Origin of the sequence: Flagellimonas aquimarina, from assembly GCF_003149745.1 — a bacterium.
Lineage (GTDB): Bacteria > Bacteroidota > Bacteroidia > Flavobacteriales > Flavobacteriaceae > Flagellimonas > Flagellimonas aquimarina.
The window spans coordinates 1,052,668-1,078,680 of sequence record NZ_QGEG01000001.1; the positions used below are offsets into that span (position 1 = coordinate 1,052,668).

The 26,013-nt window shown below is 37.3% G+C and carries 26 protein-coding genes; 15 read left to right on the forward strand and 11 right to left on the reverse strand.

Features of this window, described 5'->3' with window-relative positions; translation table 11 throughout:
• Positions 1 to 13 precede the first annotated feature (13 nt).
• From DKG77_RS04820 to gldD, 3 genes are read left to right on the forward strand one after another with little or no spacing between them, the layout of a single operon-like run.
• The gene (locus DKG77_RS04820) at positions 14 to 475 is read left to right on the forward strand and encodes a single-stranded DNA-binding protein (RefSeq protein WP_109660706.1); all 462 of its coding nucleotides are present in this window, start codon (positions 14 to 16) and stop codon (positions 473 to 475) included.
• A gap of 26 nt (positions 476 to 501) precedes the next feature.
• A complete protein-coding gene (locus DKG77_RS04825) occupies positions 502 to 1,830 on the forward strand; it encodes a gliding motility-associated protein GldE (protein ID WP_109660708.1) in 1,329 nt (442 codons plus the stop codon).
• Complete coding sequence (gene gldD, locus DKG77_RS04830; protein WP_109660710.1) at positions 1,820 to 2,377, forward strand: gliding motility lipoprotein GldD; 558 nt, start codon at positions 1,820 to 1,822, stop codon at positions 2,375 to 2,377. The genes DKG77_RS04825 and gldD overlap by 11 nt, the downstream gene beginning before the upstream one ends.
• Before the next feature lie 2 nt (positions 2,378 to 2,379).
• Here the strand turns inward: gldD and DKG77_RS04835 are convergent, their stop codons facing one another.
• The 4 genes from DKG77_RS04835 to DKG77_RS04850 all read right to left on the reverse strand — a co-directional run bounded on the left by DKG77_RS04835 (position 2,380) and on the right by DKG77_RS04850 (position 5,057).
• Positions 2,380 to 2,802: a hypothetical protein gene (locus tag DKG77_RS04835; RefSeq protein WP_109660712.1), complete on the reverse strand. Its 423-nt coding sequence runs from the start codon at positions 2,800 to 2,802 to the stop codon at positions 2,380 to 2,382.
• Positions 2,799 to 3,533 (reverse strand): PepSY domain-containing protein, encoded by a 735-nt coding sequence (locus tag DKG77_RS04840; RefSeq protein ID WP_109660714.1) that lies wholly within the window; start codon positions 3,531 to 3,533, stop codon positions 2,799 to 2,801. The genes DKG77_RS04835 and DKG77_RS04840 overlap by 4 nt, the downstream gene beginning before the upstream one ends.
• A gap of 45 nt (positions 3,534 to 3,578) precedes the next feature.
• Complete coding sequence (locus DKG77_RS04845) at positions 3,579 to 4,598, reverse strand: transporter family protein (RefSeq protein ID WP_109660716.1); 1,020 nt, start codon at positions 4,596 to 4,598, stop codon at positions 3,579 to 3,581.
• An 84-nt stretch (positions 4,599 to 4,682) separates the two neighbouring features.
• On the reverse strand, positions 4,683 to 5,057 hold the full coding sequence (locus DKG77_RS04850) for a hypothetical protein (protein ID WP_243414844.1): 375 nt from the start codon (positions 5,055 to 5,057) through the stop codon (positions 4,683 to 4,685).
• A gap of 86 nt (positions 5,058 to 5,143) precedes the next feature.
• Between DKG77_RS04850 and DKG77_RS04855 the strand changes: the two genes are divergently transcribed.
• Complete coding sequence (locus DKG77_RS04855; RefSeq protein WP_109660719.1) at positions 5,144 to 6,049, forward strand: DMT family transporter; 906 nt, start codon at positions 5,144 to 5,146, stop codon at positions 6,047 to 6,049.
• A 7-nt stretch (positions 6,050 to 6,056) separates the two neighbouring features.
• Here the strand turns inward: DKG77_RS04855 and DKG77_RS04860 are convergent, their stop codons facing one another.
• Positions 6,057 to 8,129 carry a M16 family metallopeptidase gene (locus DKG77_RS04860; RefSeq protein ID WP_109660721.1) on the reverse strand — a complete coding sequence of 691 codons (2,073 nt, stop codon included), beginning with the start codon at positions 8,127 to 8,129 and terminating at the stop codon, positions 6,057 to 6,059.
• A gap of 1 nt (position 8,130) precedes the next feature.
• Complete coding sequence (locus DKG77_RS04865; protein WP_109660723.1) at positions 8,131 to 9,453, reverse strand: M16 family metallopeptidase; 1,323 nt, start codon at positions 9,451 to 9,453, stop codon at positions 8,131 to 8,133.
• Between the two features lie 180 nt (positions 9,454 to 9,633).
• Here DKG77_RS04865 and DKG77_RS04870 point away from each other — a divergent pair, with 180 nt between their 5' ends.
• The 5 genes from DKG77_RS04870 to DKG77_RS04890 all read left to right on the forward strand — a co-directional run bounded on the left by DKG77_RS04870 (position 9,634) and on the right by DKG77_RS04890 (position 15,102).
• Positions 9,634 to 10,080 (forward strand): DUF4199 domain-containing protein, encoded by a 447-nt coding sequence (locus DKG77_RS04870; RefSeq protein WP_109660725.1) that lies wholly within the window; start codon positions 9,634 to 9,636, stop codon positions 10,078 to 10,080.
• Positions 10,081 to 10,183: 103 nt separating this feature from the next.
• Positions 10,184 to 10,741, forward strand: a complete 558-nt coding sequence (gene rplU, locus DKG77_RS04875) for a 50S ribosomal protein L21 (protein WP_109660727.1) — start codon at positions 10,184 to 10,186, stop codon at positions 10,739 to 10,741.
• A 24-nt stretch (positions 10,742 to 10,765) separates the two neighbouring features.
• The gene (gene rpmA, locus DKG77_RS04880) at positions 10,766 to 11,026 is read left to right on the forward strand and encodes a 50S ribosomal protein L27 (protein ID WP_109660729.1); all 261 of its coding nucleotides are present in this window, start codon (positions 10,766 to 10,768) and stop codon (positions 11,024 to 11,026) included.
• 183 nt (positions 11,027 to 11,209) lie between these two features.
• Positions 11,210 to 14,023: a TonB-dependent receptor gene (locus tag DKG77_RS04885; RefSeq protein WP_109660731.1), complete on the forward strand. Its 2,814-nt coding sequence runs from the start codon at positions 11,210 to 11,212 to the stop codon at positions 14,021 to 14,023.
• A gap of 68 nt (positions 14,024 to 14,091) precedes the next feature.
• Positions 14,092 to 15,102, forward strand: a complete 1,011-nt coding sequence (locus DKG77_RS04890) for a phytase (protein ID WP_109660733.1) — start codon at positions 14,092 to 14,094, stop codon at positions 15,100 to 15,102.
• Between the two features lie 15 nt (positions 15,103 to 15,117).
• On the opposite strand, the gene DKG77_RS04895 is transcribed toward DKG77_RS04890, so the two are convergent.
• From DKG77_RS04895 to DKG77_RS04905, 3 genes are read right to left on the reverse strand one after another with little or no spacing between them, the layout of a single operon-like run.
• Positions 15,118 to 16,230: an alanine racemase gene (locus DKG77_RS04895; protein WP_109660735.1), complete on the reverse strand. Its 1,113-nt coding sequence runs from the start codon at positions 16,228 to 16,230 to the stop codon at positions 15,118 to 15,120.
• A 33-nt stretch (positions 16,231 to 16,263) separates the two neighbouring features.
• Complete coding sequence (locus DKG77_RS04900; RefSeq protein WP_109660736.1) at positions 16,264 to 16,806, reverse strand: DUF1569 domain-containing protein; 543 nt, start codon at positions 16,804 to 16,806, stop codon at positions 16,264 to 16,266.
• A 12-nt stretch (positions 16,807 to 16,818) separates the two neighbouring features.
• On the reverse strand, positions 16,819 to 19,203 hold the full coding sequence (locus tag DKG77_RS04905; protein WP_109660738.1) for a TonB-dependent receptor: 2,385 nt from the start codon (positions 19,201 to 19,203) through the stop codon (positions 16,819 to 16,821).
• A 233-nt stretch (positions 19,204 to 19,436) separates the two neighbouring features.
• Here DKG77_RS04905 and DKG77_RS04910 point away from each other — a divergent pair, with 233 nt between their 5' ends.
• Together DKG77_RS04910 and DKG77_RS04915 are read left to right on the forward strand one after the other, a co-directional pair.
• Entirely contained in the window at positions 19,437 to 20,525 is a 1,089-nt protein-coding gene (locus DKG77_RS04910; RefSeq protein WP_109660740.1) for a sensor histidine kinase, read from the forward strand.
• Position 20,526: 1 nt separating this feature from the next.
• A complete protein-coding gene (locus tag DKG77_RS04915; protein ID WP_109660742.1) occupies positions 20,527 to 21,282 on the forward strand; it encodes a LytR/AlgR family response regulator transcription factor in 756 nt (251 codons plus the stop codon).
• Positions 21,283 to 21,348: 66 nt separating this feature from the next.
• Here the strand turns inward: DKG77_RS04915 and DKG77_RS04920 are convergent, their stop codons facing one another.
• Complete coding sequence (locus DKG77_RS04920) at positions 21,349 to 22,452, reverse strand: SDR family oxidoreductase (protein ID WP_109660744.1); 1,104 nt, start codon at positions 22,450 to 22,452, stop codon at positions 21,349 to 21,351.
• A gap of 87 nt (positions 22,453 to 22,539) precedes the next feature.
• Positions 22,540 to 23,856: an adenosylhomocysteinase gene (ahcY, locus tag DKG77_RS04925; protein WP_109660745.1), complete on the reverse strand. Its 1,317-nt coding sequence runs from the start codon at positions 23,854 to 23,856 to the stop codon at positions 22,540 to 22,542.
• Positions 23,857 to 23,929: 73 nt separating this feature from the next.
• Between ahcY and DKG77_RS04930 the strand changes: the two genes are divergently transcribed.
• The 4 genes from DKG77_RS04930 to DKG77_RS04945 are packed head-to-tail and all read left to right on the forward strand — an operon-like array spanning position 23,930 to position 26,010.
• The gene (locus DKG77_RS04930) at positions 23,930 to 24,571 is read left to right on the forward strand and encodes a 4'-phosphopantetheinyl transferase family protein (RefSeq protein ID WP_109660746.1); all 642 of its coding nucleotides are present in this window, start codon (positions 23,930 to 23,932) and stop codon (positions 24,569 to 24,571) included.
• Positions 24,572 to 24,615: 44 nt separating this feature from the next.
• Complete coding sequence (locus DKG77_RS04935; RefSeq protein ID WP_109660748.1) at positions 24,616 to 24,876, forward strand: YkoF family thiamine/hydroxymethylpyrimidine-binding protein; 261 nt, start codon at positions 24,616 to 24,618, stop codon at positions 24,874 to 24,876.
• Positions 24,860 to 25,498, forward strand: coding sequence for a nicotinamide riboside transporter PnuC (pnuC, locus tag DKG77_RS04940; protein ID WP_109661450.1), 639 nt, complete (start codon positions 24,860 to 24,862; stop codon positions 25,496 to 25,498). Before DKG77_RS04935 ends, pnuC begins: the two co-directional genes overlap by 17 nt.
• A complete protein-coding gene (locus DKG77_RS04945; RefSeq protein ID WP_109660750.1) occupies positions 25,453 to 26,010 on the forward strand; it encodes an AAA family ATPase in 558 nt (185 codons plus the stop codon). The genes pnuC and DKG77_RS04945 overlap by 46 nt, the downstream gene beginning before the upstream one ends.
• The last annotated feature ends 3 nt before the right edge of the window (positions 26,011 to 26,013 follow it).

Below are 26,013 nucleotides of genomic sequence, written 5' to 3' on the forward strand. Positions count from 1 at the left end.
TAATTAAAAAGTTATGAGCGGAACATTAAATAAAGTGATGCTAATTGGGCATTTGGGAGACGAAGTGAAAATTCATTATTTTGAAGGGGGCAATTGTATTGCAAGATTTCCTTTGGCCACTAATGAGACCTACACCAATAGACAAACCGGAGAGAAAGTAACCAATACAGATTGGCATAATATTGTCGTAAGAAATAAAGCTGCTGAAATATGCGAAAAGTACCTGAGCAAAGGAGATAAGGTGTATTTGGAAGGCAGGTTGAAGAATAGACAATGGCAAGGTGAAGATGGTAATACCAGATATACCACTGAAGTACACGTTCAGGATTTTACGTTTTTATCCACCAAAAAGGAGAGTATGGCTAGTACACAGCAGCCTCAGTCCTCAGGAGCGGTGGCGCAAAACGAGCCCATAAAGCCTACGGAGCCTGAACCGGTTAATGAAACCGAACAGGATGATGACCTACCATTCTAGAGAAATAAGTTTAAAACAGTATACATTTGGATCCTGAGCCCTATTGTTTGGCGTTTTTCTTAACCACCTTTAGCGGTATCTTCACAATAAAAGTGATTGTACTTTTACTTCTTTTAGGATGTTCCGCGCTAATATCTGGTGCTGAAGTGGCACTGTTTGGTCTCTCCCAGACAGATTTAAACGAACTGGAAGAAACAGACACCTCACGAGGGAAACTTATAGTCCAGTTGTTGAACAAGCCAAAAAAACTCTTGGCAACTATTTTGATTACCAATAATGCCATCAATATTGGAATAGTTTTATTGTTCAGTTCAATCGGGAACACCATTTTTTCAGAAATAAATCAAACCCTTTTTGGAGTGGTTTCCGTACGTTTCCTTTTAGAAGTCATCGTAGCTACATTTCTAATTTTAATGTTTGGAGAGATTTTGCCAAAAATCTATGCAAACAGAAATAAAATTCAGTTTTCGCATTTTATGTCGATTCCCTTAAAAATCCTAAATACGCTATGTGCGCCGTTAGGTTCGCCTATGAGTTCCGCTACCGTCTTTTTGCAGGAGAAACTTGGAAAGCAGAAATCCAATTTAAGTGTAGATCATTTATCCCAAGCGCTGGAGCTCGCATCGGAAGGAGATACTACAAAAGAGGAACAGAAGATTTTAGAAGGAATCGTAACTTTCGGAAACACGGATACCAAACAGGTCATGCGTCCTCGGATTGATATTTTTGCATTGAACGAGGAAATGAAGTTTCTAGAAGTACTTCAAGAAATTAAAAAGAATGGTTATTCCAGGATTCCGGTTTTTGCAGAGAATATGGATAATGTCTTGGGGGTTCTTTATGTGAAGGATTTGCTGCCATACATAGACAGGAAGAATTTTAATTGGATGTCCTTGATTCGCGAGCCCTACTTTGTTCCAGAAAATAAGAAGTTGGATGATCTTTTGTTAGAATTCCAAGAGAAAAAGAATCATTTGGCTGTTGTTGTTGATGAATATGGGGGAACATCTGGTATAGTAACGTTGGAAGATATCATTGAAGAGATCGTTGGGGATATTAGCGATGAGTTTGATGATGAGGACTTGGTTTACTCCAAGTTAGATGATCATAATTATGTCTTTGATGGAAAAACTACGCTAAAAGATTTTTATCGGGTGGTCAAGATTGAAGATGAAGAAGATTTTGAAGGAAAAAAGGGAGAATCAGAAACTATTGCAGGATTTGTCTTAGAGATTTCTGGGAGCTTTCCAAAACGGGGGGAAAAAGTATTGTTTAAAGAATATCAATTCATTGTAGAAAGTTTAGATAAGAAAAGGTTGAAACGCTTAAAAGTTACATTGCCGCATGAAGCATAATTGGATTTTAATCATAGTTGTTCTTGCTCTTTTTGTAAGTTGTAAAGACGAAGTTTTGCCTAAGCCCAAAGCTATGTTGCGCTTGGATTATCCAAATGCGGAGTACAAAGATTTGCCTGCTGACTGTTCATACACTTTTGATCTAAATACTCTATCAGAGGTAAAAGAAAATAAAGACTGCTCCTTGGTTTTGGATTACCCTATGATGAAGGGGTCGATCTATATTACCTATAAACCGGTAAAAGACAATCTTAACACCTTGCTAACAGATGCTCAAAAACTCTCTTACGAGCATGTGGTAAAAGCTGATAATATTGTAGAACAACCTTTTGTAAATTCCAGCGACGGAGTTTACGGAATGTTCTATGAAGTTAGTGGTAATGCGGCATCCCAGTCACAGTTTTATGTCACGGACAGTATAAACCATTTTGTAACTGGGTCGCTTTATTTTTATGCAAAACCTAATTATGATTCTATTCTTCCTGCTGCGTTTTACATGCAAAAGGATGTAAGAAGGATAATGGAAACCTTACGTTGGAAAAAATAGCATTATTCCTCTTTTAATAGGGTTTCTGCTTTTTCAATACTGGAATTAATCTGCTCTCTAAGTGCCTTTACCTTGGCCTCTTCTTCATTTAACCATACTTGTTTTTCCTCTGAAAGTTCTTTTCCATCCAAGATTTCCTCAGAATCAAAACGGTTTCCAAATGCCATCATCCAGTCCATCATATTGGTGTTGGCCGCTTGAAGGTCTTTCATGGCCGATTCATATTGACGTCCAGTTTCTGTGGTATCAACTTTGCTCTTGAGCTCACCGACCAGTTTACCCAACTTCCCCATTTTGGGCATAACCTCATCATGAATGGCCATTACTTGCTGCATTTGGGTTGGCCCTTCAGTAATGTTCTTTTTCTCTTTACATGCCGAAAAGAGAAACATAGCAATAAATATAGGTAGCAGAGATTTTTTCATTTTGTTCTTTTTTTATTGTTAATTCTAGATGTAAAAATATATAAACTAAATCCAGATAGGATAGTGAAAAGGCCAAACAAAGCAAAAGCTCTCAACAAAACATTGTTAAAATTGTCACGACCTTCATAATCCATGGTATGTAGCATCCAAAAGAAATCAAAAATGCGCCATTTATTGCTTCTAAAGGTCTGTACATTGCCGTATTCTGGTGAAACATATACGGTTGTATTGGCAGGCTCATCAAAAGTAATGGCATAGGCAGGTAAAGGCCTTCCCCGGTATTCGTGATGCTTTCCGCTATCATTAAGGTATTCAACTGTTTCTACGGGCGCAGAAACTATCAGTTTATCCTTGGCAACGGCAATACTTTCTTCTTTAGTCAATGGTTCTTGCCACGCTCCATTTTGGGCATCAAAAAGCAGTACTGATTTAAGTTGGTCTTTAAGGAACACTACTCTATAGGTGGGTCTCTGTAAAATAGAGACCACTTCTATGGAAATAATACTGTCTTGCCCATCAAAATGCTTCATGAACATGGATGGTGACACTAATGTATTGGAAGTGGAAAACGATTGTTCTTCACTTTTAAGATGTTCACCCCTAATTTCTTCAATATTGGTCCAACTAAAATACAGCCCTCCCAAAGTCCACAATAAAAATTGAATTCCCAATACAACGCCGAGATAGCGATGCCATTTTCTGTTGAGGCGTATAAATTCTCGTTTGGTCATAGTTTTAAATTACCTGGGACACATTGCGCCCCAGGAGTTTTTTTATTAGAAAGAATATTGCGTTCCAAAAGTCACGGTCTCCTTGGCCTTCAACTGAATGCCATTTAAATCCTGATAAAGGGGATACCCAAATTCAAATCCCAACCTTAGGGTTTTAAGTGCCCCTTTTGAAATATAGGTATTTATGCCAACACCGGAGTTTATATAGGTGCCGCCAGAGTTATTAGTATCTGCTGTAATGACCATCATAGGGTTTAGATTTGGGTCCGCACCTTCAATTTCCCCAACAATTAGCCCTTCAAGCCTAGCTGAAACACTAAACCAGTTATTTGCTTTGATCGCAAACCAATTGTTTAGACTATATCTATTGCCATAGCGGTACTCTCTATCATTTTCCCCAAATCGGAATATCCCTCTTATTTGGCTACCCCAAGAAATAGATTCATTTTGACCTAAATAAGTTAATACCAAATTAGGGTCGAACGTACCACTACCTACTTGCATGGGGTAGGGCAATTCAGTTTCATTAGGAGAAGAGGCTGGGGTAACATCGCTCTCCGTCACACTGCCAGTAGGGATTGAAAGTCCAACTTGACCATGAAGCGTTTGCTGATTTTTATTGAAAAATTTGTACAACAAGGCAAGCTGAACATCTCCAAGACCACTGGATTCTGTATTGAAAGTGCCACCCATACGCGTAATATGGTCCATTTCCATTGATAGGTAATTGAACATGGCCATTAAGGTGATTTTGTCACTTGGGGCAAACATGGCTCCTAACATATGCATGTTCATGGGCATGCTTGTAGGGGTAACCATGTAATCGGACAAGGCGTCATCAAAAGAGGCATCCTCGCCACCTTGCTTGAGTTCATCCATGTTCATATACATATAGCGGTAGGAAAACATCCATTCCCCTTTTCCGTGCATATGATCTCCCATAACAGAAATGGGGGCATGGCCATCTGGTCTTCCTGCTGACCATTGTTGAGATTCATCATTGGTTTGTTGTGCATAAAATGCGGTTGAGGCCATCAATAAAATGGCCGATATATATTTTTTCATCGGTTTTTGGTATTGAAATTATAGGGGGTTCGCTTATAACGAATGTTATAATACCTCCTTAAAATAAATTTGTGCTAGTGTATTTTAAGAAAGAATGCTTGGCGGATGAAAACTATAAGCACAATACAGAAAAGCATAACCGTTGGAATAATCAAAGTGATTTTGATCTGGGACTGTAGCTGGTTTTTTGGAATTGTAAAACATTAAATCAACAAAGCCAATGGGATATTCTTCCAACATGATTTTTGGAAGGCCTTGTTTTTTTTCTTCATTCTGTTCAGAAAGTTGCTGCATAAGGTAACATTTACCATTACATTGCAACTCTACTTTGTCTTTATTGATGCACAGAAACTCCGCTATATAATCTTCATAGATAACGTACTCCAACATTGGTGCAATAGGGCGTACCATGGCCATTAGATAGAGCAATACAAAACAATATGCGATTGAGTGTTTCAACTATGTTTCTTGCGTACTGCAAAATTAGATCATAAAGTGTAAAAAGTCTTAAAATTAGGCGGACTTTTGCATCTTAAAATTGAAATGTGAACGAACACAAAAAGAAGTGGATTTATTTGATCGTACTGTCCATAATCTGGGGGACATCCTATATTTTGATTAAAAAAGGGCTTGAAGGTTTTAATCCTATTCAACTTGGTTCTGTTCGTATTGTTTTGGCGGCACTCTTTTTATTCATGGTCGGATTTAAATCCCTAAGGACTATTTCAAAAAAAGAATGGTTTTGGGTTGGTGTTTCTGGAGTTGTTGGAAGCTTTATCCCTATGTTTTTGTTCGCCTTTGCCGAAACCGAAATTGATAGCAGCATAGCATCAATATTAAATTCGTTGGTGCCACTTTTCACTCTATTTATTGGACTGTTCGTTTTTGGAGTGGGGTTTACCAGAAATCAATTGTTAGGGGTTGTAATTGGATTATTGGGAGCTGCGTTTTTAATCTTTTTTGGAACAGAAGTAAATCCTGACCAAAACTATTGGTATTCCGGGTTTGTTATAATTGCAACTATTTGTTATGCGAGCAATGCAAATATTATAAAGAACAAGTTACAAGATGTATCTCCTATGGGAATTGCAGCTGGGAATTTTGCCGTGATTTTAGTGCCAGGTATTGTCATTCTTTTGTTCTCTGGATTTTTGGACGAAGATGTGATTGCAGGACCATATTTTTTTAGCTCATTGGGCTACATAGTAATATTATGTATAATGGGGACATGTGTTGCCAAAGTGATGTTTAATAGACTAGTTCAGATTTCTACGGCAGTGTTTTCTGTTTCCGTTACATATTTAATCCCCATAGTAGGCATTTTTTGGGGTGTTTTGGATGAAGAAAAGTTCACGCTATCACAATTATTTGCAGCCCTGGTAATTTTGTTGGGCGTCTACTTGGTAAATAAAAAGAAGGCGCCGCAAAGGACGCCTTCTTTTAAAAGATGATTTGATTTTATTCGAAATCAGATGCAGTTACACCTGCATTGACCTTGATTTCTTTTACCACAAACTCAAAGTTTTGAGGTCCCATGGTCTGAGACAGTTTGAAGGGGAACTTGATACCAGAAACCTCCTTATAGTCATCAAACTCTACAGTATTTGACATTTGCTGCCCCTGTACTTCTTCAATACTGATTTCTTGCAGCTTAAGACCGGTTTCTACATCGTAGAATGAAGATTTTTTATCTGTTATCTTAAGCTTATATGCTTTTTTATCACCTATTGGTTCAATACCTTCTAAAGTAATATTACCAGCTGCTAAGTAGTTCAATTCTGGGAAGGCTGCGGATTCTTCTTTTATCCTTTCAATTTCTTCATCAGAGAGATCTTTGCGCTGCCCTTGAGCAACCATGTAGCCACTATCACCATCCAAAACCTGCTTTTGCATAGAGTTCCCCATGACTTTTATGTCTTGCATAAATTGGTCTTTGGATGTTTTCTTCATTTCCAACTCCAATTTCATCCCTTGCATTTCTGCTTCGGCTAACATTGCATATGAGTCTACCCCCTCCAATTTTTCTTTTCCACCTATTGCTTCCATATACTTTTCCAAAATAGCTTCTGCCGTTATCCCTTCAGGAATTGCAGAACTGTAATCTGGTTTTTCAGTTTTGGTCGCATACTTGTCATAAAACAGAACAGGTACTTTTTTGTTATTGAAGGTCACTTTTTCAAGATTTTCCAATACTTCACTTCCTTTTCCTGTTACTACGATTCGAGCATTTGTAGTTGAAAAATATTTTTGAGCAGCCTTCTGTACATCAGCCACGGTTACGGCATCAATTCTTTCTAAGTAGGTTTTGTAAAAGTCCTTGGGCAAATCTTCTGTTTCAATGTTCAACGCATAATTGGCGATGGTTTCTGGCTTTTCCAAAGCCATGACAAAGCTCCCGGAATATTTAGCTTTTGCATTAATGAGTTCTTCTTCTGTTACAGGTTCTTTTACGATTCTATCTAGCTCACTTAGAATTTGAACCACGGAGCTGTCGGTTACCATATTTCTCACCTGCGCATAGGCATTAAATCGCATAGGGCTATACTTATTGTCCCTAATACCAGAGTAAGAGCCATAGGTATATCCCTTATCCTCTCTTAGGTTTTTAAATAACCTAGCTTGAGAACCTCCTCCCAATATTCTATTGGCCAAAAGGGCATTTAAATAATCCTCGTCCTTCATTTTCAATTCTGTGATGTTTTGCACGGCAACTTCAGACTGTACAGAATTAGGGACATCAACAAAATTGATTTGATTGTATTGTGCATCCATGGGCTTAGAATAGCTAAAAGAAGGTGGAACCGCCTTTGACCAAGGAGTGAAATTTGTAGTAACTAATTCCTTTACATTTTCAAAATCTACATCTCCAATAATCACCAAATAGGCATTTGCAGGCACAAAATATGATCTATAATATTGTTCCACATCCAACAATGTTACATTGTTTACCGTTTCTTCGGATGTGATTTCTCCAAATGGATGGTTTTTTCCATAGGCCAATGCCAGTTGTACTCTTGTTGCGATGGCAGAAACATCTTTTTCTTCTGATTTTAAGCCCGTAATGATCCTGTCCTTTTCTTTATTGAACTCCTCTTGGGTAAAATTGGGATTTAGTGCGGCATCCGTCATAAGTTCTAGAATTCTAGGAAAATATTTGGAAAGACAACTTGCGGATGCGCTTTGGTCTCCAATGGTTATTGAAGCTCCTAAAAAATCAACTTCTTCATAAAAATCATCTTTGGGAATGGACTTAGATCCCTTGCCCAACAGACTTGATGTTAAATCTGAAACACCTGCCTTGTCTCCTTGTAAAATAGGAGGGTTATCTATGGTCAGCTGAATGGAAACCCTTGGGAGCTTATGGTTTTCAACAACCATCACTTTGAGTCCGTTATTTAGTTCAAAGCGGGCGGGTTCCTGTAAATTTATTTCTGGAGCGGGCCCTGGTTTAGGTTGTGTGCTCCTATCAATTTGGGCATACGATGCTGTAATAAAAAGGGACAGCAAGGAAAAAACTATATACTTTTTCATCTTAATTTGCTTCTTTTTGTTCTGGTAAATACTCTAGTTCTACTCTCTGGTTTACCTTCAAATATTTTTTGGCAACTTCCATTATCTCTTCACGGGTGATGGAACGATATATATCAATCTCTGTATTGATAAGGTTGGTGTTATCACGTAACATATAATTTTCTGCAAGAGAGTTTGCCACTCCCGCAATGCTGCTGTTGGCATTTACAAAGTTGTTTTCAAATTTGTTCTGAAGCTTCTGATAATCTTTTTCTGAAATCAGTTCTGATTGTACTTTTAGAATCTCCTCATCTATTTCTTTCTTGATATCTTGAATTGAATTTTCTCCCACGGGTAAACCGCCAACAACATATGAGCTATAATCTTCAGCGTCAATGGGCACCGAAAATATTTGAAGCGCTATTTTTTTCTCGTCCACTAATTTTTTATACAATTTGGAACTTTCACCATCACTTAAATAAGTGGAAATCATATTGATTACATAGGAATCCCTTTCTGCTTGCCCAGGAGTCCTATAAGCAAGTAAAATTGCCGGAATCTGAATATTGGGATCATGGTATTTTGCTTTTATGGTAGTGGTAATTGGATCTTCAACAACAGTGTTTCTTTTTATATCTGCACCTCTTGGGATTGGTCCAAAATAGTCGGAGACCATTTTTTTTGTTTTTTCTGTATCTATATCTCCTGCTATGACCAAAACGGCATTGTTTGGAACATAATAGACTTTATTAAAATTCTTAAAATCATCAAGACTTGCACTTGCCAAATGATCTAAAGAACCTATTACTCCCCAACGGTATGGATGCTTGGTGTATAGATTTTTAAGAAGTTCATCAAAAAAAGCACCATAAGGAGAATTATCAACTCTAAGCCTTCTTTCTTCCTGGACCACTTCTTTTTGCGTGTCCACCCCAATTTGCCCTATTATAGGGTGCATTAATCGCTCCGATTCTAACCATAGCCCCGTTTCAAGACTGTTGGAAGGAAATGTTTCATAGTAATATGTACGGTCAAGGAATGTGTTGGCATTACCACTTCCTCCATTTGAGGAGACTATTTTATCCCACTCTCCTCTTTCTATGTTTTTTGTTCCCTCGAACAAAAGATGCTCAAAAAAATGTGCAAATCCGGTTTTACTTGGGTCTTCGTCTTTAGATCCAACATGGTACATTACTGCGGTGGTAACAACGGGTGCGGCATTGTCTTGATGCAAGATTATATGGAGTCCGTTATCTAGATCATACTCTTCAAAAGCAACCTCCTGAGCTGTAAGAAAGTTACCAACTGCGAGCACGAAAAACGCAGAGAATAAGTGTCTTTTCATAATAGTGAATTTTGTATTGATGTAATAAATAGGATTAGACTAGCTTTTTAGATTGATGTTACGCTAAATATAGGATAAAATTTAAAAGACACATACAATATCAGGCAAGTGTTTAACAAGAAATTGTAGTATAATTCGCGAACATTCAGTAAATTAAACATCCACCAAAAATTTAACGAGATGAAAAATCTAACACTCCCTATTCGTTTTGGAATCGTTACCAGTGCATGTTTGATGGCCTATTTTTTAATATTATCCCTTTTAGGGAAGCATACCAACGTGTTTTTTAGTTTGTTAAATGGTGTTATCACCGGTTTTGGGATTTATGAAACTATTAAGTATACCAAGTTAAAACTGGGAAAGGGTTTTTCTTATGGGAAAGGCTTTACAGCTGGGATTACGACAGGATTTGTGGCCACATTGCTTTTTACTATTTTCTTTGCCCTTTATTCCACAGAATTGAACTCCAGTTTTTTAAAAGAACTCTCTGAGGTCTGGGCAAAGGATTATGCCAATTTTCAGGGAATAGTTTTCTTTACTGTTGCCATAATGGGTTTTGCAACCACTCTGGTCTTGACGTTGTCTTTTATGCAGCTTTTTAAAACCTCCAATAATCCAAAAAAATAATGTGTCAAAAGGTTGAATATTACTTGTGAATTAAGGATTTAGCAGTATATTTGCACCCGCTAATTTTGATAAAGCGCAAGTAAATTAATCTAATTAACGCATTATGTACGCAATTGTAGAGATGGCAGGGCAGCAGTTTAAAGTTGCAAAAGACCAAAAAGTGTACGTTCACCGTTTGCAGACAGAAGAAGGTAAAAAAGTAACTTTTGACAAAGTTCTTCTTTTGGATGACGGAGGTAACGTTACTGTTGGCGCCCCAGTCATAGAAGGTGCGGCCGTTGAGGCCAAAGTAGTAAAACACCTCAAAGGTGATAAAGTAATTGTCTTTAAAAAGAAAAGGCGTAAAGGATACCGTGTAAAAAACGGGCATAGACAATCTTTAACAGAGATTGTTGTTGAAGGGATTGTTGCAAAAGGAGCTAAAAAAGCTGCCCCTGCAAAAGCCAAAGCTGAAAAGCCAGCTCCGCAAGCCAAAAAAGCTGTAGCTGCTAAAACAGAGGCACCTAAGAAGGAGGCTCCAAAGAAAACTGCACCAAAAAAGGCAGTTGAAGATTTGAGCGGTAAAACGGTGGCAGAGTTGAAGGAAATGGCAAAAGCAAAAGGCGTTACAGGTATTTCTTCAATGAAAAAAGCTGATTTGATAGAAGCTTTAAACAAATAGATTAAGAACTAAAAATTATATATCATGGCACATAAGAAAGGTGTAGGTAGTTCAAAAAACGGTAGAGAATCAGAATCGAAACGCTTAGGCGTTAAGATTTTTGGTGGACAGGCTGCTGTTGCTGGTAACATCATTGTTAGACAACGTGGTACTAAGCACAATCCTGGAGAGAATGTTTATGCAGGAAAAGACCATACATTGCACGCCAGAGTTGATGGTGTAGTAAAATTTGAAAAGAAAGTTGGTGGAAAATCATATGTTTCCATTGAGCCGTTTGAAGCTTAATACTTTAGGCGCTAAAATTTTTAAAACCCTTACTGTACAGTGAGGGTTTTTTGTTATCTGATTGTTAAGTCATTCTAAAACACCTTCAAAATGATACTAAATATGACTTATTCTTAAAAATTAGCTAACCTCTTTTTTTAAGCAGAATAATTTCTTTGTGGTCTAAAATCAACCACTTAGAAAATGAAAAAATATTTGCAGTTTTTTATCTTAGTTTTTGTCCCTTTATCCCTTTTTGCTCAAACAGGAAATATTCAGGGAACCATATCAGATGATAATGGAATATATGTGCCAGGAGCAAATGTGATGATTCCATCCTTATCAAAAGGGGCTATTACGGATTTTGACGGTAAATTTACTCTTGTTAATATTCCAGAAGGGAACCATACCATTAAAATTTCATATTTAGGTTACGCATCTATTGAACAAGAGGTAACGGTAACTGCCGATCAGACAACGGTAATTGCCATAACCATAAGTCCAAAAAGTCTTGAATTGGATGAGGTTCAAGTAACCGCATATGGATTGAGCGGCCAGGCTAAAGCCTTGAATGCCCAGAAAACCAATTTAAACATTACCAATGTGGTTTCTACAGATCAAATTGGAAAATTTCCGGACGCCAATATAGGTGATGCGGTAAAACGTATTCCTGGGATTACCATGCAAGTGGATCAAGGAGAAGCAAGAAACATTATTATCCGCGGTCTAGCTCCTCAATTAAACTCAGTTACCCTTAATGGGAGTCGTATTCCTTCAGCGGAAGGAGACAATAGAAATGTACAGATGGATTTAATTCCTTCAGATATGATTCAAACCATAGAAGTGAACAAGGCCATTACCCCGGACATGGATGCAGATGCTTTAGGTGGTTCTGTAAACTTGATTACTCGTTCATCGCCACAAAGTTTCAGGCTTTCAGCTACTTTGGGTTCTGGTCTAAGTTTTATTAACGATGAACCTATTTACAATGGTGGATTCTTATTGGGTGACCGTTCAAAAAACGGCAAATTCGGCTGGATGTTGGCCGCATCATATAACAATGTTGATTTTGGATCTGACAATGTTGAGGCCGAATGGGTAAACGAAGCTGAAAGCCCTTTGACCGAGGAAGATATTGAAGTAGATCCATTTGTTGAGGAATCAGATATAAGAACTTATTTGGTTCAACGTATCCGAAGAAGTTTTTCAGCAAATATGGACTATGCCTTTGATGCCAACAACACCGTTTTCCTAAAAACCATGTACAATTGGCGTGACGATAGGGAAAATAGATTTCGACTACGGTTTAGGAGTATAGAACCTGTATTTGCAGATGGCACCGAAAATATTGTTGGATATGAAGGTGAGATACGCAGACAAACCAAAGGGGGCATACCGGGAGGACGTATTAAAAATACAAGATTGGAAGATCAACGTATGCAGAATTATAGTCTGGGAGGTAATCATTTATTTGGCAACCTAAAAATGGATTGGATGGCTTCTTATGCCAAGGCTTCCGAAGAACGCCCAAATGAACGCTATGTAGAGTACGAAATTGGAGATGCCATTGGAATTTCGGCAGATCTTGCTAACCCTCGGTATCCTTCATTTAGAGCTGCGAATGCTTCAGATGCAGCCTTGTCCAATTTTGAGCTGAAAGAATTTACTGAAGAAAATCAGTTTACTGAAGAAAAAGATTTTAATGCCTTTTTAAACTTTGAACTACCTGCAGATATTTTTGGTGCAGGAGAAGGGTCTGTAAAATTTGGAGGCAGATTCAGGTCAAAAAACAAGGAAAGGAACAACAACTTTTTTGAATCCGAACCATTAAGTAATGAGTTTGCCACTTTAGCAGATGTGCAGACCAGAGATTTTACGAACAGTGATTTCTTGGCTGGCAGTCAATATGCTGCTGGACAATTTGTTTCTCCTGAATTTTTAGGAGATTTAAATTTCTCTGATGGTTCCAGGTTTGAAACCACCCCGATTCAAGATGAATTTTTGGCAGGAAACTTCGATGTAGAAGAAAAAGTTTATGCGGGTTATCTTATGGCTAACCAAAAGCTTGCTGAGAATTTTTCTGTACTTGCAGGGGTAAGGGTAGAGAATACAAAAATTAGTAGTTTGGGTAACGAAGTCATTTTTGACGAGGAAGGAGATTTTGATAGCTTCAATCAAATTAGGGATGAAAGTTCTTATACAAATGTTTTGCCAGGGGTGCATTTGAAATACAATCCAAGTAATAACACCGTATTGCGTTTTGCATGGACAAATACCATTGCAAGACCCAATTATGTCGACCTTGTGCCTTTTAGAAACATAATCAATGAAGATGAGGAGGTGCAAACAGGTAATGCGGAACTAGACCCTACACGTTCCATGAATTTTGATTTTATGACAGAGCACTACTTTGAATCGGTAGGAATAATCTCCGGAGGAGTTTTTTATAAGGATATTGAAGATTTCATTTACACTTCTCTATCAGAAGATACAGATACAGGTTTCGATTTGTTCCAGCCCTTAAATGGAGATAGTGCATCAATTTTTGGAGCTGAATTGGCGTTTCAAAGACAATTGGATTTCCTTCCGGGGTTTGCAAAAAATCTTAGCATCTATCTGAACTATACATTTCTTACTTCCTCAACTGATGGTATCCGAAATGGAGATGAAGTTCGAGAGGAAATAGATTTGCCAGGTACCGCTCCAAACATGTTTAATGGCTCTTTGGGTTATGCTGATAAAAAATTCAATTTACGTTTGTCAGTTAACTATTCAGATGCTTACATTGATGAGTTGGGCGGGAATGATTTTGAAGACAGGTATTATGATAAGCAGATTTTTGTTGATTTAAACGCATCGTTTATCATCAATAAGAACTTACGTATTTATGCAGATTTAAACAATATTACCAACCAGCCGCTGCGTTATTATCAAGGGGTAAAGGAACGCACTCAGCAGATTGAGTTTTATGAGAAAAGATTGACTTTTGGATTAAAATATGACTTATTCAAAAAATAATATTTAGAACAATAATGTATAAAGCCACTTCTAGTAGGTGGCTTTTCTACTATTTTTAATTCATCCAAATGAAGCACATATCTACATACTTAGTATTGGCACTATTGACGATTTCTTGCAATCAAAGTAAATTACCACCAATAGCGCCTGATGTTATTACAGAAACTACTTTGAATGATACTGATGATCCTGCAATATGGATCAACCCTAAAGATGCATCAAAAAGTATAGTTTTTGGAACTGACAAGGAAACAAATGGAGCCGTTTACGCTTTTGATTTGGATGGAAAGATCATTGAAGAAAAAACCATCAGAAATCTTCAGCGACCCAACAACGTAGATGTGGAATATGGATTTCAATTGAATGATTCTGTTGCAGTTGATATTTTGGCTTTTACAGAGCGGGAAAAACAGCAAATCAGATTATTCTCAGTACCGGATATGAAACCTTTGGATGGAGGGGGTTTTCCTGTTTTTGAAGATGAAGACGTTTTTGAGCAAAAACTGCCTATGGGAATAGGCCTTTACAAATCGCCCTTGGATACGTCTATTTATGCAATAGTAGGACGAAAAACAGGGCCAAGCGATAATTATTTGTATCAATATAAATTAGTAGTGGATAGTAGTGAAGTTAAGATTGATTTGGTAAGAAAATTTGGAAAGTTCAGTGGGGAAAAGGAAATAGAGGCCATTGCAGTGGATGATGAAATGGGTTTTGTGTATTATTCGGATGAAGGGGTTTGCATAAGAAAATATCATGCAGAACCCAAAAAGGGAAATGAGGAGCTATCATGTTTTGGTACAGAACACTTTTTAAGAGATATTGAAGGCATTGCCATTGCCACATACCCAAATGAAGAAGGTTTTATAATTGTCTCCGATCAGCAAAGAGGACAGTTCAATATTTTTTCTAGAAAACGGAATGCATTCATAAAAGCCGTTAATTTAACCACACTTGAAACGGATGGTTGCGAAGTAGTTACGGTTCCATTGAACGATACCTTTCCCAATGGGCTTTTTGCAGCTATGAACGATGAAAAGAACTTTTACTTTTACGATTTAGAAAAGGTTTTAGAGTAAGGTCGTATAGACGAATTAAAAGTTTAAGGTTCTTTTTCTAGCGGTAATTTCCCAGGCCGCTACTTTTACTCCATCCTTGATTACAGATACTTCATCATGTAAATTTATTGTAGGACATATGTGGTATGGAATGCCATAAAGCACATCTCCAATTTTTAAATCATTCCAGTTATTAACTTTGAGAACACCATGCTCTTCGCTTTGCGAGAGGAGTTCGTATTTATCAATGTTTAGGAATTTCACGCGTTTGTCAATAGGATTTTCTGGAGCTACTGATTTATGACCTAAATCTAACGTAACTATACCTTCCGTAGGTTTTGAAATAATTCTAGTCACCAATAACGCGGCATATTTAAAGTTTTGTTCTGTCAATTTTTCGCTATAGCCCCAATCCCATAGAACACAGGTTCCTGGGCTGGTTATTCGTTCTTTTTGCAATAGATGGGTTGTAAATGAAGGGGTTCCGCCACATATCATTTTCGCTGTGGGAAAGTCCTTTTTTAAGGTATTGAAATAGGCTGTCACCTCTTCCAGGCCAGTTTCTATTTTTCCACTCCGAGCAGAAAAATCCTGATCTCTTAAATGTCCATCATACACATGAAGCCCTTTAAATGTAAGCCCTTTGCATTCTGGAACAAAAGCCATAAGCTCATCTAAGTCCAGGCCAACTTTGATTCCTGAACGATTCATACCGTTGTTGATGTCAATATAAAAACTGAGATTAAACCCTTTCTCAAGGGCTTTTTCATTCAAAAGACTGGCAGTTTCCAATGAATCTATAATTGTAGAGAAATCAGTTTTAGGAAAATGAACTATCAAAGAAAGATAGCGGTCTACTTTTGGGCCAACCAGTTGATGAGCTATTAAAACAGATTTAGCACCAGCTTCTGCCGCTATTTCAGCTTCGGAAATGGTAGATGCCTTAAAATTAGAGATTCCCGCAACTAATAGCATATCTAAAACCTCTGGCATTTTATTGGTTTTGACATGGGGCATCAACCGTTGCGTTTCGCCGTTGACCAAAGAAATCATCTCCTGTATATTGTAACTCAAATGATTTTGGTAAACTGCAATCGATGGCGAATCTACCGTTTCAATATTTTGAATTTTAAACCAGTTACCTGTCATTTATTGATGGTTTTCTACGAAGAAAACCCTTTTTTATCTATTCTCTAATATGTCCTTTATAATTTTTAAATGGTGTTGCGTATGTATTTTGAGAAAACGTTTTGCCTGTCCTTTATCAATAACATTGAAATAGGGATGTTTAAAATGAGCTTTTTCTTTTAACAATTCAATCTTTTTTAAATTTTCCCTGGCTTCTTCAATTTGAAGATAAAGACTATCCGTAACAATCACTTTAGGTGGCATCACCGATTTTGGAGACTGCGCAACTCCCCTTGGAATAATGCCGGTAGTAAAAACAAATACTCTGGATAAACTAAAATTGAGTCTATATTCATCTGGATTGGAGTTCTCCAAAGCTTCGCAAACTTTACTGATGGTTCTAAGGCTATGATCCAAATGCCAGGCCACGTCCACTTCTGATATTTTTTCATTGAACATATCCCTTTTAGGAATATATGTTACAATTTCTGAAAACTGTTCATCCAAAAAGTCAGTGCCCGATTCCGTATTTCTAATCAAAACTATAACTGTTAAAATAACACTTAAAGCTAGTAAAATAACACTGATTCTCTTCATTGTTTAGATTTTTTAGAATTGAAATTTGTATCCAAAATCAGGAAAGAAACCTATCTGATCCACTTGGTCAATATTATTGGTCAGGCGGTTATAGCGCCTTACAAATATATTTTCATTGGCCGTTACATTTTGTAGGTCAAAATAAAACTGATGGGACTTCTTTTTGTTTTTACTATTGATTTTGACCCCAAATTTAACATCCCATCTAAAGTAGGAATCATATTGCTGGCTAAAGGCCAGGTCTTCTTGTAGGATTTCAAAGCCAGCTTGCTGCGAAGCGGCCAAATCAACAGGAGTAAAATACCTGCCACCAGATGTTGTCAAACGTGTATCCAAGAACCAAACATTTTTTCCGGAAGGTCCTGTTTTAAATTCCTTTCCCGCCAACATATTTACAACATACCCATTGTTAAAAGGTGTATTGCGCTGAATACCATCACTGCCTTCATATTTACTTTCAAAGAAGGAACTTGTTAATAAGCCATAGTATCCTTTGCTGAAGAATTTTTCTAGTGTGAGCTCAATACCTTGATTAAATCCAGTACCGTCATTCACCAAGGATACGCGATCATTATCAAAACCAAAGTCAGCTCCTTCAGTTAAGGTGGAGTAACTAGAAGGAAAGGGTTCTACAGCGGCTTTGTCAATATCTTGGTAATATATTTCCACTTTACCACGCCAGCTATTGGCCAATCTTACATCATATCCCAAAACAAAATGGCTACTCTGTACAAAGTCTAAATCTCTATTGGTCTGCCTAATTTCTCCATTTATGTTTTCATTCAAAAACAACAAGGGTAACGGTACGGATTGATTATGGAGGCCGTATCCAAGGTTTAAAGTGTGATTAGGAAGGAAGTTGTAGTTGAGTGCTGCCCTTGGTTCCAAAACAAATTGTTTGTTTAGGGTGCTATATTGAGTATGTAAGCCTGCATTTAAAGTAAATTTTTTGGTTAATCTAAACTGCCCCTGCACATAAGGTTGGAGAATGCTCACATTTTCATCTATATCCCTAAAATTAACCAAATCAGGGTCTCCATCTCCATTATTATCTGCTTGTTCGTTCCTATCCAATAACAAGCTTTGTATATTAAAATGTTCCAATAACAAGCCTGTTCGGAAAGTAAATTTGTTGTTTATCTTAGAGTTGAAAAGTGTGGATAAAGTGAATCTTGTTTCTGTATTATCTGCTTCGGTGTATCTGATCAATCGTTCTTGTGAAGTGTCCTTTTCAATAAAACGGTCTACTTTAAAATCGTTGCCCGAGTATGATGCTGAGGCAACAGTCCTTAGAAAAGAATTAGAGCTTAAACTTAGATTGTACTTAAACCCCAGCACTCCAAATCTGGACTCAACAAAGGTGTTTTCATCCTCGGCAGCGAACAAATCATCTGGATCTATATCATCCCCCAAAAATTCAATATCTGAAGTGCCAAGAATTCCAAAAAAAGAAAGGTTCCCAGAATTTACCTTTCCAAAGTCAATATTAAAGGAGACATCGTTGTAGTTGGGAGTGGCCGCCGTTCCTCCGGCTCCAATCCCCAAAAGCCCCACAAGAGAATATCTGGCCGCCACTAAAAAAGAGCCCTTGTTTTGCCCCAATGGACCTTCGGCCATAGCTTCAACCCCGGTAAAGATTCCAGTTTGCAGGGTATATTCATAATCATCTGCGTTTCCTTTTCTAAAACCCAGATCAAAAACACCTCCAATGGCATTTCCATATTCCGCAGGGAATGCGGAAGTGATAAAATCAGAATTTTTTAGAAGATTTGGATTAAGAGCGGAAACAGGGCCACCTGTTGTACCTAGAGTTGAGTAATGGTTTGGACTTGGAATGGGAATACCTTCTAAACGCCAAAGCAATCCGGCTGGGGAATTACCTCGGATAACAATATCATTTCTACTATCGTCCGGCGCTGAAACCCCGGCAAAATTAGCTGCCAACCTTCCCACATCACTTCTGCCTCCTGAGAATCTGGTTACTTCTTCCACGCCAAATTGTCTTGCAGAAACGGTTGCCAATTTATTAAGTGGCTTGTCCTTGTTGGTTTCGTTGGTTAAAATAACCTCATCCAATTGATTAAAGGTCTCTAAAAGTTGTACTGTAATAAACACATCTTTACCTGTTGTTACATCAACATTTGGAATGGTGGTGCTTTCAAATCCAATAAAGCTTACCTGAATCGCTTGTCTTCCTATTGGAACATCGGTAATAATAAATCTTCCGTCAAAATCCGTTATTACACCTGTTGCCGTATCCATATTTAATAGTTCAATGGTGGCTCCTTGCAAGGGGCTTTCAGACTGTTTGTCTAGCACTATTCCCTTAATGACACCTGTTTGCGAAATACCAATTGCCGAACAAAGGAAAGTGCATGCTAAAATGAGTTTTTTCATGATGTGTTTATTTGATTTTTCTCGAATTTGAGATTAAGAGTTGATAAAAAAGAGAAGGAACTATTGGGCTGTTCTTTTGTAAATTGAAGTGTTAGCTCATCTGTTGAATGTAAAAACCCCATAGGTTAATGGCCATATGCAGTTAAATGGCGATTAAATGCAGTTTAAATCCTTTTTTGGCAATTCAATGATAGGTAGCATAGTCATTTTAGAGTCTTATGTATCTTTAGCAAATGGCAATTGAGATATTCAAAAATGCTGGATTAAAGAAATTTTTGTTTAGATGGATGGTGGTCAACGTGGTTTATTTTTTGATTAAAACCACCGTTAATCATGAAGTGGAAGAACTACATACTTTTTTTGCGCCAACTAGTCTTTTTTACTATAGTACCGCCTTTTTATTTTTTATGGTTACTTGGGAGTTCAATGACTGGTTGATAAAAAAGGAGCGTGAACGGGGAAAACTGAACTTAAAAAACAGTGTTAAAATTTTTGGGCAGACTATGGCTTTGTTATTGCCATTGAGTGCAGTTATTTATTATTTGGCCCTGTTTCACTTTAGAGATACCATAGGTATTCATTGCGAGGATCCAGTTGCAGAATTTATGAGTGATTTTCTCAGGGCTGGATTAATTGGCTCAACGGTGGTCATGGTAAATCTTTTCTATTTTTCTATGAAACAAAAGGAGGAAATGGAAGAACAGATGGAGCATTTAAAAAAGGAAATGTTGGCTTCAAAATATTCTTCCCTAAAAAGTCAGATAAGCCCGCATTTCCTATTCAATAGTTTAAACACACTAACTTCCTTAATGTACGAGGATAGGGATTTAGCTTCTGATTTTGTAACTAGATTGGCATCTAGTTATCGCTATATTTTGGATAATAAAGAAGAAGATTTGGTTAGTTTGCAAAAGGAATTGAATTTTTTGGATGCCTATGTGTTTATGATGGAGGTGAGACATAAAAACGCGGTTGTGATAAAAGCGGATATAAAGGTTTCTCCAGAACAGTTTCAGATACCCACCCTTACTTTACAGATGTTAATTGAAAATGCCTTAAAACATAATTTATATTCCAAAGAAAAACCATTACAAATTTCAATTACTTCCATAGAAAACAATGCTTTGGCAATTAAAAACAATCTTAGAAAACGAGTGTTGAAGCATGAGACAACAAGACTAGGATTGGAAAATATTAAAAAAAGGTATTCATACTATACCAATAAATTGGTATTGATCAGAGAGGAAGAAGATTACTTTGAAGTAATTGTTCCGCTTTTGAGTAAAGAAATTACAAAGACAAACCTTGTAGCCGTATCATAAAATGAAAGCAGTAATTGTTGAAGACGAAGAATTTGCTTCCAAGCGATTGGCAAAATTGGTGGGAGAACTGGCGCCAGAAATAGATGTGGTTACTAGTTTAAATTCTGTTGAGAGTGGCGTAGAGTGGTTTAAAAAGAATGATCGCCCTGATTTGATTTTTTTAGATATCCAACTCAATGATGGCTATGGATTTGACATTTTAGATGATATTTCTGATCACCCCCCTGTTATATTTACCACGGCCTATAATGAGTTTGCAATCAGAGGGTTCAAATACAACGGAGTGGACTATTTATTAAAACCCATTGTAAAAACCGATTTAAAAACAGCTCTTGAAAAATTTAAAAAAAATGTTACGAGAAACGGGCATACTTCTACAGATAACCTAGAACATTTAAAACAACTTTTTCATAAGGAATACAAGCACAGGTTTATGGTAAAGGTTGGAAATCAGTTTAGATCTTTCAATGTGGAGGATATAGCATATTTTAAATCGAATGAAGGGTTGATCTGTCTACAGACGCATAACGGACAATCCTATCCCATTGAGTATACCATTGATCAATTGGAAAATATTTTAAATCCCATCCACTTTTTTAGAATCAATCGCAAGTTTATGGTCTCTGTAAAAGCGGTTGTTGAAATTCACAGTTATTTTAATAGTCGATTACTTTTAAAATTACTGCCCAAAGAAGAAGAGCAGATCATTGTTTCAAGGGAGCGCACTACAAATTTTAAACGTTGGTTGGATATGTGACAATACCTGCACTAAATGCTCTAAAGCAACAGCCATTTCCTTTTGGAACGAATCATTTGCGAAGACCTACCACCTTTGATTTCGAAATCCATTGGTCTTGGCAAATTCCACAGTAGATACCAAATAATCCTCTAAATTGTACTTGGGTATAGGTAGAATACTTTCTAACAAGCTAGTATCCCATTCATAGGGCTTTGAAGTTAAATAAGGGGTTAGGTGAATGCCAATGGTCTCATAGTAAAATTGCTCTAAAGAGCTTTCAAATTCTGAGGCAGTATCCATTAACTCTTGGGTGAGTCTAAAATTTTTAAAATTGACCGTCTCTAGGATTTTGGCGATACCGTTAAAAATATTTGTGCCTTCAGAATTGACAATATTGAGTTGTTCAACATCTGTGTCAAATACTTTGGTGATAACCTTTGCAGCATAATCTGTTGGAATAATGTTAAGCTTACTGTCAATGTTTGCCTGTATCCTAACGGAATCTATCGAGGTATTTCGGTAAAAGAACTTGGCAAAAAGGTAGAACACCATGTATTTTGAAATAAAGAAACTTGGTTTGTCCAATATGTTTCCGCCCAAGACACTAGGTCTTAATATTTGAATGGGAATATTGGATGCTGCTCCTGCTTTCACTATAAATTTTTCCGCTGCATGTTTTGAAGCTTCATAATAGTTCCGATAATCATTTTGCTCCGTATTCACATAATTATCATTTAGAATTCCGCCTAATTTTCCAATAGAAAAAGCAGTGCTGATATAGATGAATTTTGCAAGATATGGGGCGTAAACTTTGAATATGTCTTGAGTAAAGGTTAGATTCTCTTTAAAAATCTCTTCCTTGCTTTCTGGGTCTATGGATAGGTTTACATAACCCGCTGAATGTATAAAATGGTATTTTTTGTTTTTTTGAAGAAAAGTATGTGGCTCAAGGATGCATTCAGCTCCAACAACCTTGATTTTATCGGTTATTTCGGTTTTATGTTTGTGAATAAATTCAGAAACAACATTGCTCTCCAGCATTTTGTAGATCCTTTCCTCTGGTGAGGTCAAGTTCTTTTTACGAACGATTAGGTATATCTTTTCCAAAGACTCAAATCTGCTTTCAAGCAAAGAGAAGAGTATTTGTGACCCCAATGTTCCGGTAGCGCCTGTTAAGATAATGTTCATGATATAATCGTTGCTGCGGTAAATATCGCAAAAATAAACCCTTGCGGTTGTGCAAGGGTTTTATTCTTGAATTTATTCTAAAAAAGACTAGTATCTGTAATATTCAGGTTTATACGGACCTTCAACAGTTACGCCAATGTATTCTGCCTGATCTTCTTTAAGTTCTGTGAGCTCAGCACCTAACCTTTCCAAATGCAGTTTGGCAACTTTTTCATCCAAATGCTTTGGAAGCATATAGACATCATTTTCATACTTGTCACTATTATTCCACAGTTCAATTTGAGCTAAGGTTTGATTGGTGAATGAGTTACTCATTACAAAACTAGGATGCCCAGTCGCACAACCAAGGTTTACCAACCTGCCTTCAGCCAAAATGATGATATCCTTGCCTTCAATAGTATATTTATCTACTTGAGGTTTAATTTCATCTTTGGTATGGCCATATTGACCATTTAACCATGCCATATCTATTTCATTGTCAAAATGCCCTATGTTACAAACAATGGCTTTGTCCTTTAAAGCACGGAAGTGTTCTTCGCGGATAATATCCTTATTTCCTGTTGTAGTAATAACAATATCTGCTTTGCCAACAACGGTTTCCAATCTTTTCACTTCATAGCCATCCATACATGCTTGCAATGCACAGATAGGGTCAATTTCAGTCACGGTCACAATTGCACCAGCACCTCTAAAAGAAGCAGCAGTTCCTTTGCCAACATCACCATAACCGGCAACAACAACCTTTTTTCCAGCTAGCATGGTATCGGTAGCACGGCGAATGGCATCTACTGCACTTTCTTTACAGCCGTACTTATTATCAAACTTGGATTTGGTAACAGAGTCATTTACATTGATGGCGGGCATGGGCAACGTTCCATTTTTTACTCTTTCGTACAAACGGTGCACCCCTGTAGTAGTTTCCTCAGAAAGCCCTTTGATTGCTACTGCCAACTCGGGGTATTGATCTAGGACCATATTTGTCAAATCTCCACCATCATCCAAAATCATATTCAACGGCTGTCTGTCTTCACCAAAGAACAAAGTTTGCTCAATACACCAATCAAACTCTTCTTCGTTCATTCCTTTCCATGCATAGACCGGAATTCCTGCGGCAGCAATTGCGGCTGCGGCGTGGTCTTGAGTGGAGAAAATGTTACAAGAGCTCCAGGTAACATCCGCACCCAATTCAACCAAAGTTTCAATTAAAACGGCAGTTTGTATTGTCATGTGCAAACAACCAGCAATTCTGGTGCCTTTTAGGGGCTGTTCATTCTTGTACTCCTTTCGCAATGCCATAAGACCGGGCATTTCCGCTTCAGCAAGTTCAATTTCTTTTCGTCCCCAATCCGCTAGGGAAATATCCTTGACCTTAAATGGTACGTAAGGAATTGTTTTAGTGCTCATATCTTTTTATTGATTTACTTTTGTAGCTTCGCTTTAATAGTCAGCAAAGGTACAAATTACTTAACTTTCAGTCGTGCCCATTTACAAAACAATAACAGTTTCGCCCACTACATCCGTATACATTTGGAAGGTTACCGAACCTGAAGAAGAATTATCTGAAGGGATTGTGCTAACACCACATTGTCAAAACCGAATGGACGGCATGAAATCTGAAGCCCACAGACGGGCATTTTTGAGCATTAGACATCTTTTGGCGATTACAGGTTATACAGATAGTGATTTGTTTTATGATGGGGCAGGTAAGCCCCATTTAAAAGATGGCAATCATATTTCAATAACCCACTCTCATAATTTTACAGGTATTATTGTTAGCCAAACGGATGAGGTAGGAATCGATATTGAGATGCAACGAGATAAAATCCTTCGAATTGCACATAAGTTTACACCAATACAGGAGTATAGAACTTTGGCCAATACAGATGCCATAATTAGAAAATTGACCATGGTTTGGGGCGCCAAAGAATCTCTTTATAAGATTTATGCCCAAAAAGGACTTAGCTTTTTACGACATATAGATGTTATGGATTTTACATTTGATGACAGTAGGACGGTGGCAGAGATTTTGTACAAAGGGAAAAAATCTCATTATGATGTGGAGTTTTTGGAGTTTGAAGGATTTACATGTGCTTACGCGCTTAAATTAATGGGGAGTTGACAGTTTGCTTTTTGTAGCTTTGCCCATGAAAATTTTGCTAACCCATGAAGATATCTGCTGAACTTACATTGACTCCTCTTCAGGATAACTTTGAACCTCCAATCATAGATTTTATCAAAAAATTACGGGAATCTGAGCTTACCGTTTTGGAAAACCCATTGAGCACTCAGGTCTATGGTGATTATGATAAAGTGATGGAATTGCTTCAAAAGGAGATAAAGCAAAGTTTTGAAAATATAGAACATGTGGTATTGAGCATGAAGATTGTAAAATCGGACAGAAGCCAGTATGAGCCACATTTTTGATTTTTTCCTAGATGCTTATCGCAATAAGGAAACCTATGTGATCATCCTAGAGGCAATAGTTTTTGTTACGGGAATTGCAAGTGTGTGGTATGCAAAACAGGAAAACATATTGGTATATCCAACCGGGTTGATAGCCACAATAATTTCTGTGTATCTTTTATTGAAGGATGACCTCTATGGCGATATGATGATGAATTTCTACTTTTCCCTAATGAGTATTTATGGTTGGTGGAATTGGTCAAGAAAAAAGAACGATGAAAAGATCGTCAAAATTTCCAGAACAAATACTAAAGAAAAAGTCATTGGTTTTGGGTTGTTTTTATTGACTATGGCCATCACATATGCAGTATATAAAACTTCTGGAATAGCCATTGAAAGCTCAAATTACATTGACATTTTCACTTCGGGGCTATTTTTTACGGGGATGTGGTATATGGCAAAAAAGAAAATTGAAAATTGGACACTTTGGATCGTAGCAGACATAATTACAGTTCCCTTATATGCCTATAGAGGTTGGGGGATGTTATCATTACAATATTTTATTTTCACCATTTTGGCAATACAAGCGTATTTTTTATGGAAAAAAAGCTTGGGCAAGAGCCCTCAGACCTTGTTAAAGTAGTCCTTTTTGGCCCTGAATCTACAGGGAAAACGACCATTTCGCAGCAACTGGCCAGACATTACAATACGGTTTGGGTGCCGGAGTATGCACGCGAATATTTGCAAAACAAATGGAACAATGAACGTAAAACATGTGAGCCCCATGATCTTCTTCCAATTGCCGAAGGGCAAATTCGATTAGAAAATGAACTAACAAAAAAAGCCACTGATTTGCTTATTTGTGATACTGATTTGTTAGAAACAAAAGTATATTCTGAAGCATATTATATTGGACATTGCGACCCAATTCTAGAAAAGTATGCTTTGCAGAATACATACAACCTGTATTTTTTGACTTATATAGATACTCCATGGGAAGCAGATGATTTGAGAGATAAGCCTAATGAGCGAGAACAAATGTTTGCTTATTTTAAAGAAACCTTGGAGAAATATGATAGGAATTTTGTTATTTTAAAGGGAGATAAGGCACAACGACTTTCAACCGCAATCGAACACATTGATAAACTCCTCTAAAAT

What these genes read in the sequence shown, in the direction of transcription:
- DKG77_RS04820 (WP_109660706.1), top strand. Translation starts at nt 14, where the DNA reads ATGAGCGGAACATTAAATAAAGTGATGCTAATTGGGCATTTGGGAGAC.
- gldD (WP_109660710.1), top strand. Translation starts at nt 1,820, where the DNA reads ATGAAGCATAATTGGATTTTAATCATAGTTGTTCTTGCTCTTTTTGTA.
- DKG77_RS04835 (WP_109660712.1), bottom strand. Translation starts at nt 2,802, where the DNA reads ATGAAAAAATCTCTGCTACCTATATTTATTGCTATGTTTCTCTTTTCG.
- DKG77_RS04840 (WP_109660714.1), bottom strand. Translation starts at nt 3,533, where the DNA reads ATGACCAAACGAGAATTTATACGCCTCAACAGAAAATGGCATCGCTAT.
- DKG77_RS04845 (WP_109660716.1), bottom strand. Translation starts at nt 4,598, where the DNA reads ATGAAAAAATATATATCGGCCATTTTATTGATGGCCTCAACCGCATTT.
- DKG77_RS04860 (WP_109660721.1), bottom strand. Translation starts at nt 8,129, where the DNA reads ATGAAAAAGTATATAGTTTTTTCCTTGCTGTCCCTTTTTATTACAGCA.
- DKG77_RS04865 (WP_109660723.1), bottom strand. Translation starts at nt 9,453, where the DNA reads ATGAAAAGACACTTATTCTCTGCGTTTTTCGTGCTCGCAGTTGGTAAC.
- DKG77_RS04870 (WP_109660725.1), top strand. Translation starts at nt 9,634, where the DNA reads ATGAAAAATCTAACACTCCCTATTCGTTTTGGAATCGTTACCAGTGCA.
- rplU (WP_109660727.1), top strand. Translation starts at nt 10,184, where the DNA reads ATGTACGCAATTGTAGAGATGGCAGGGCAGCAGTTTAAAGTTGCAAAA.
- rpmA (WP_109660729.1), top strand. Translation starts at nt 10,766, where the DNA reads ATGGCACATAAGAAAGGTGTAGGTAGTTCAAAAAACGGTAGAGAATCA.
- DKG77_RS04885 (WP_109660731.1), top strand. Translation starts at nt 11,210, where the DNA reads ATGAAAAAATATTTGCAGTTTTTTATCTTAGTTTTTGTCCCTTTATCC.
- DKG77_RS04890 (WP_109660733.1), top strand. Translation starts at nt 14,092, where the DNA reads ATGAAGCACATATCTACATACTTAGTATTGGCACTATTGACGATTTCT.
- DKG77_RS04895 (WP_109660735.1), bottom strand. Translation starts at nt 16,230, where the DNA reads ATGACAGGTAACTGGTTTAAAATTCAAAATATTGAAACGGTAGATTCG.
- DKG77_RS04900 (WP_109660736.1), bottom strand. Translation starts at nt 16,806, where the DNA reads ATGAAGAGAATCAGTGTTATTTTACTAGCTTTAAGTGTTATTTTAACA.
- DKG77_RS04905 (WP_109660738.1), bottom strand. Translation starts at nt 19,203, where the DNA reads ATGAAAAAACTCATTTTAGCATGCACTTTCCTTTGTTCGGCAATTGGT.
- DKG77_RS04910 (WP_109660740.1), top strand. Translation starts at nt 19,437, where the DNA reads ATGGCAATTGAGATATTCAAAAATGCTGGATTAAAGAAATTTTTGTTT.
- DKG77_RS04915 (WP_109660742.1), top strand. Translation starts at nt 20,527, where the DNA reads ATGAAAGCAGTAATTGTTGAAGACGAAGAATTTGCTTCCAAGCGATTG.
- DKG77_RS04920 (WP_109660744.1), bottom strand. Translation starts at nt 22,452, where the DNA reads ATGAACATTATCTTAACAGGCGCTACCGGAACATTGGGGTCACAAATA.
- ahcY (WP_109660745.1), bottom strand. Translation starts at nt 23,856, where the DNA reads ATGAGCACTAAAACAATTCCTTACGTACCATTTAAGGTCAAGGATATT.
- DKG77_RS04935 (WP_109660748.1), top strand. Translation starts at nt 24,616, where the DNA reads ATGAAGATATCTGCTGAACTTACATTGACTCCTCTTCAGGATAACTTT.
- pnuC (WP_109661450.1), top strand. Translation starts at nt 24,860, where the DNA reads ATGAGCCACATTTTTGATTTTTTCCTAGATGCTTATCGCAATAAGGAA.
- DKG77_RS04945 (WP_109660750.1), top strand. Translation starts at nt 25,453, where the DNA reads ATGGAAAAAAAGCTTGGGCAAGAGCCCTCAGACCTTGTTAAAGTAGTC.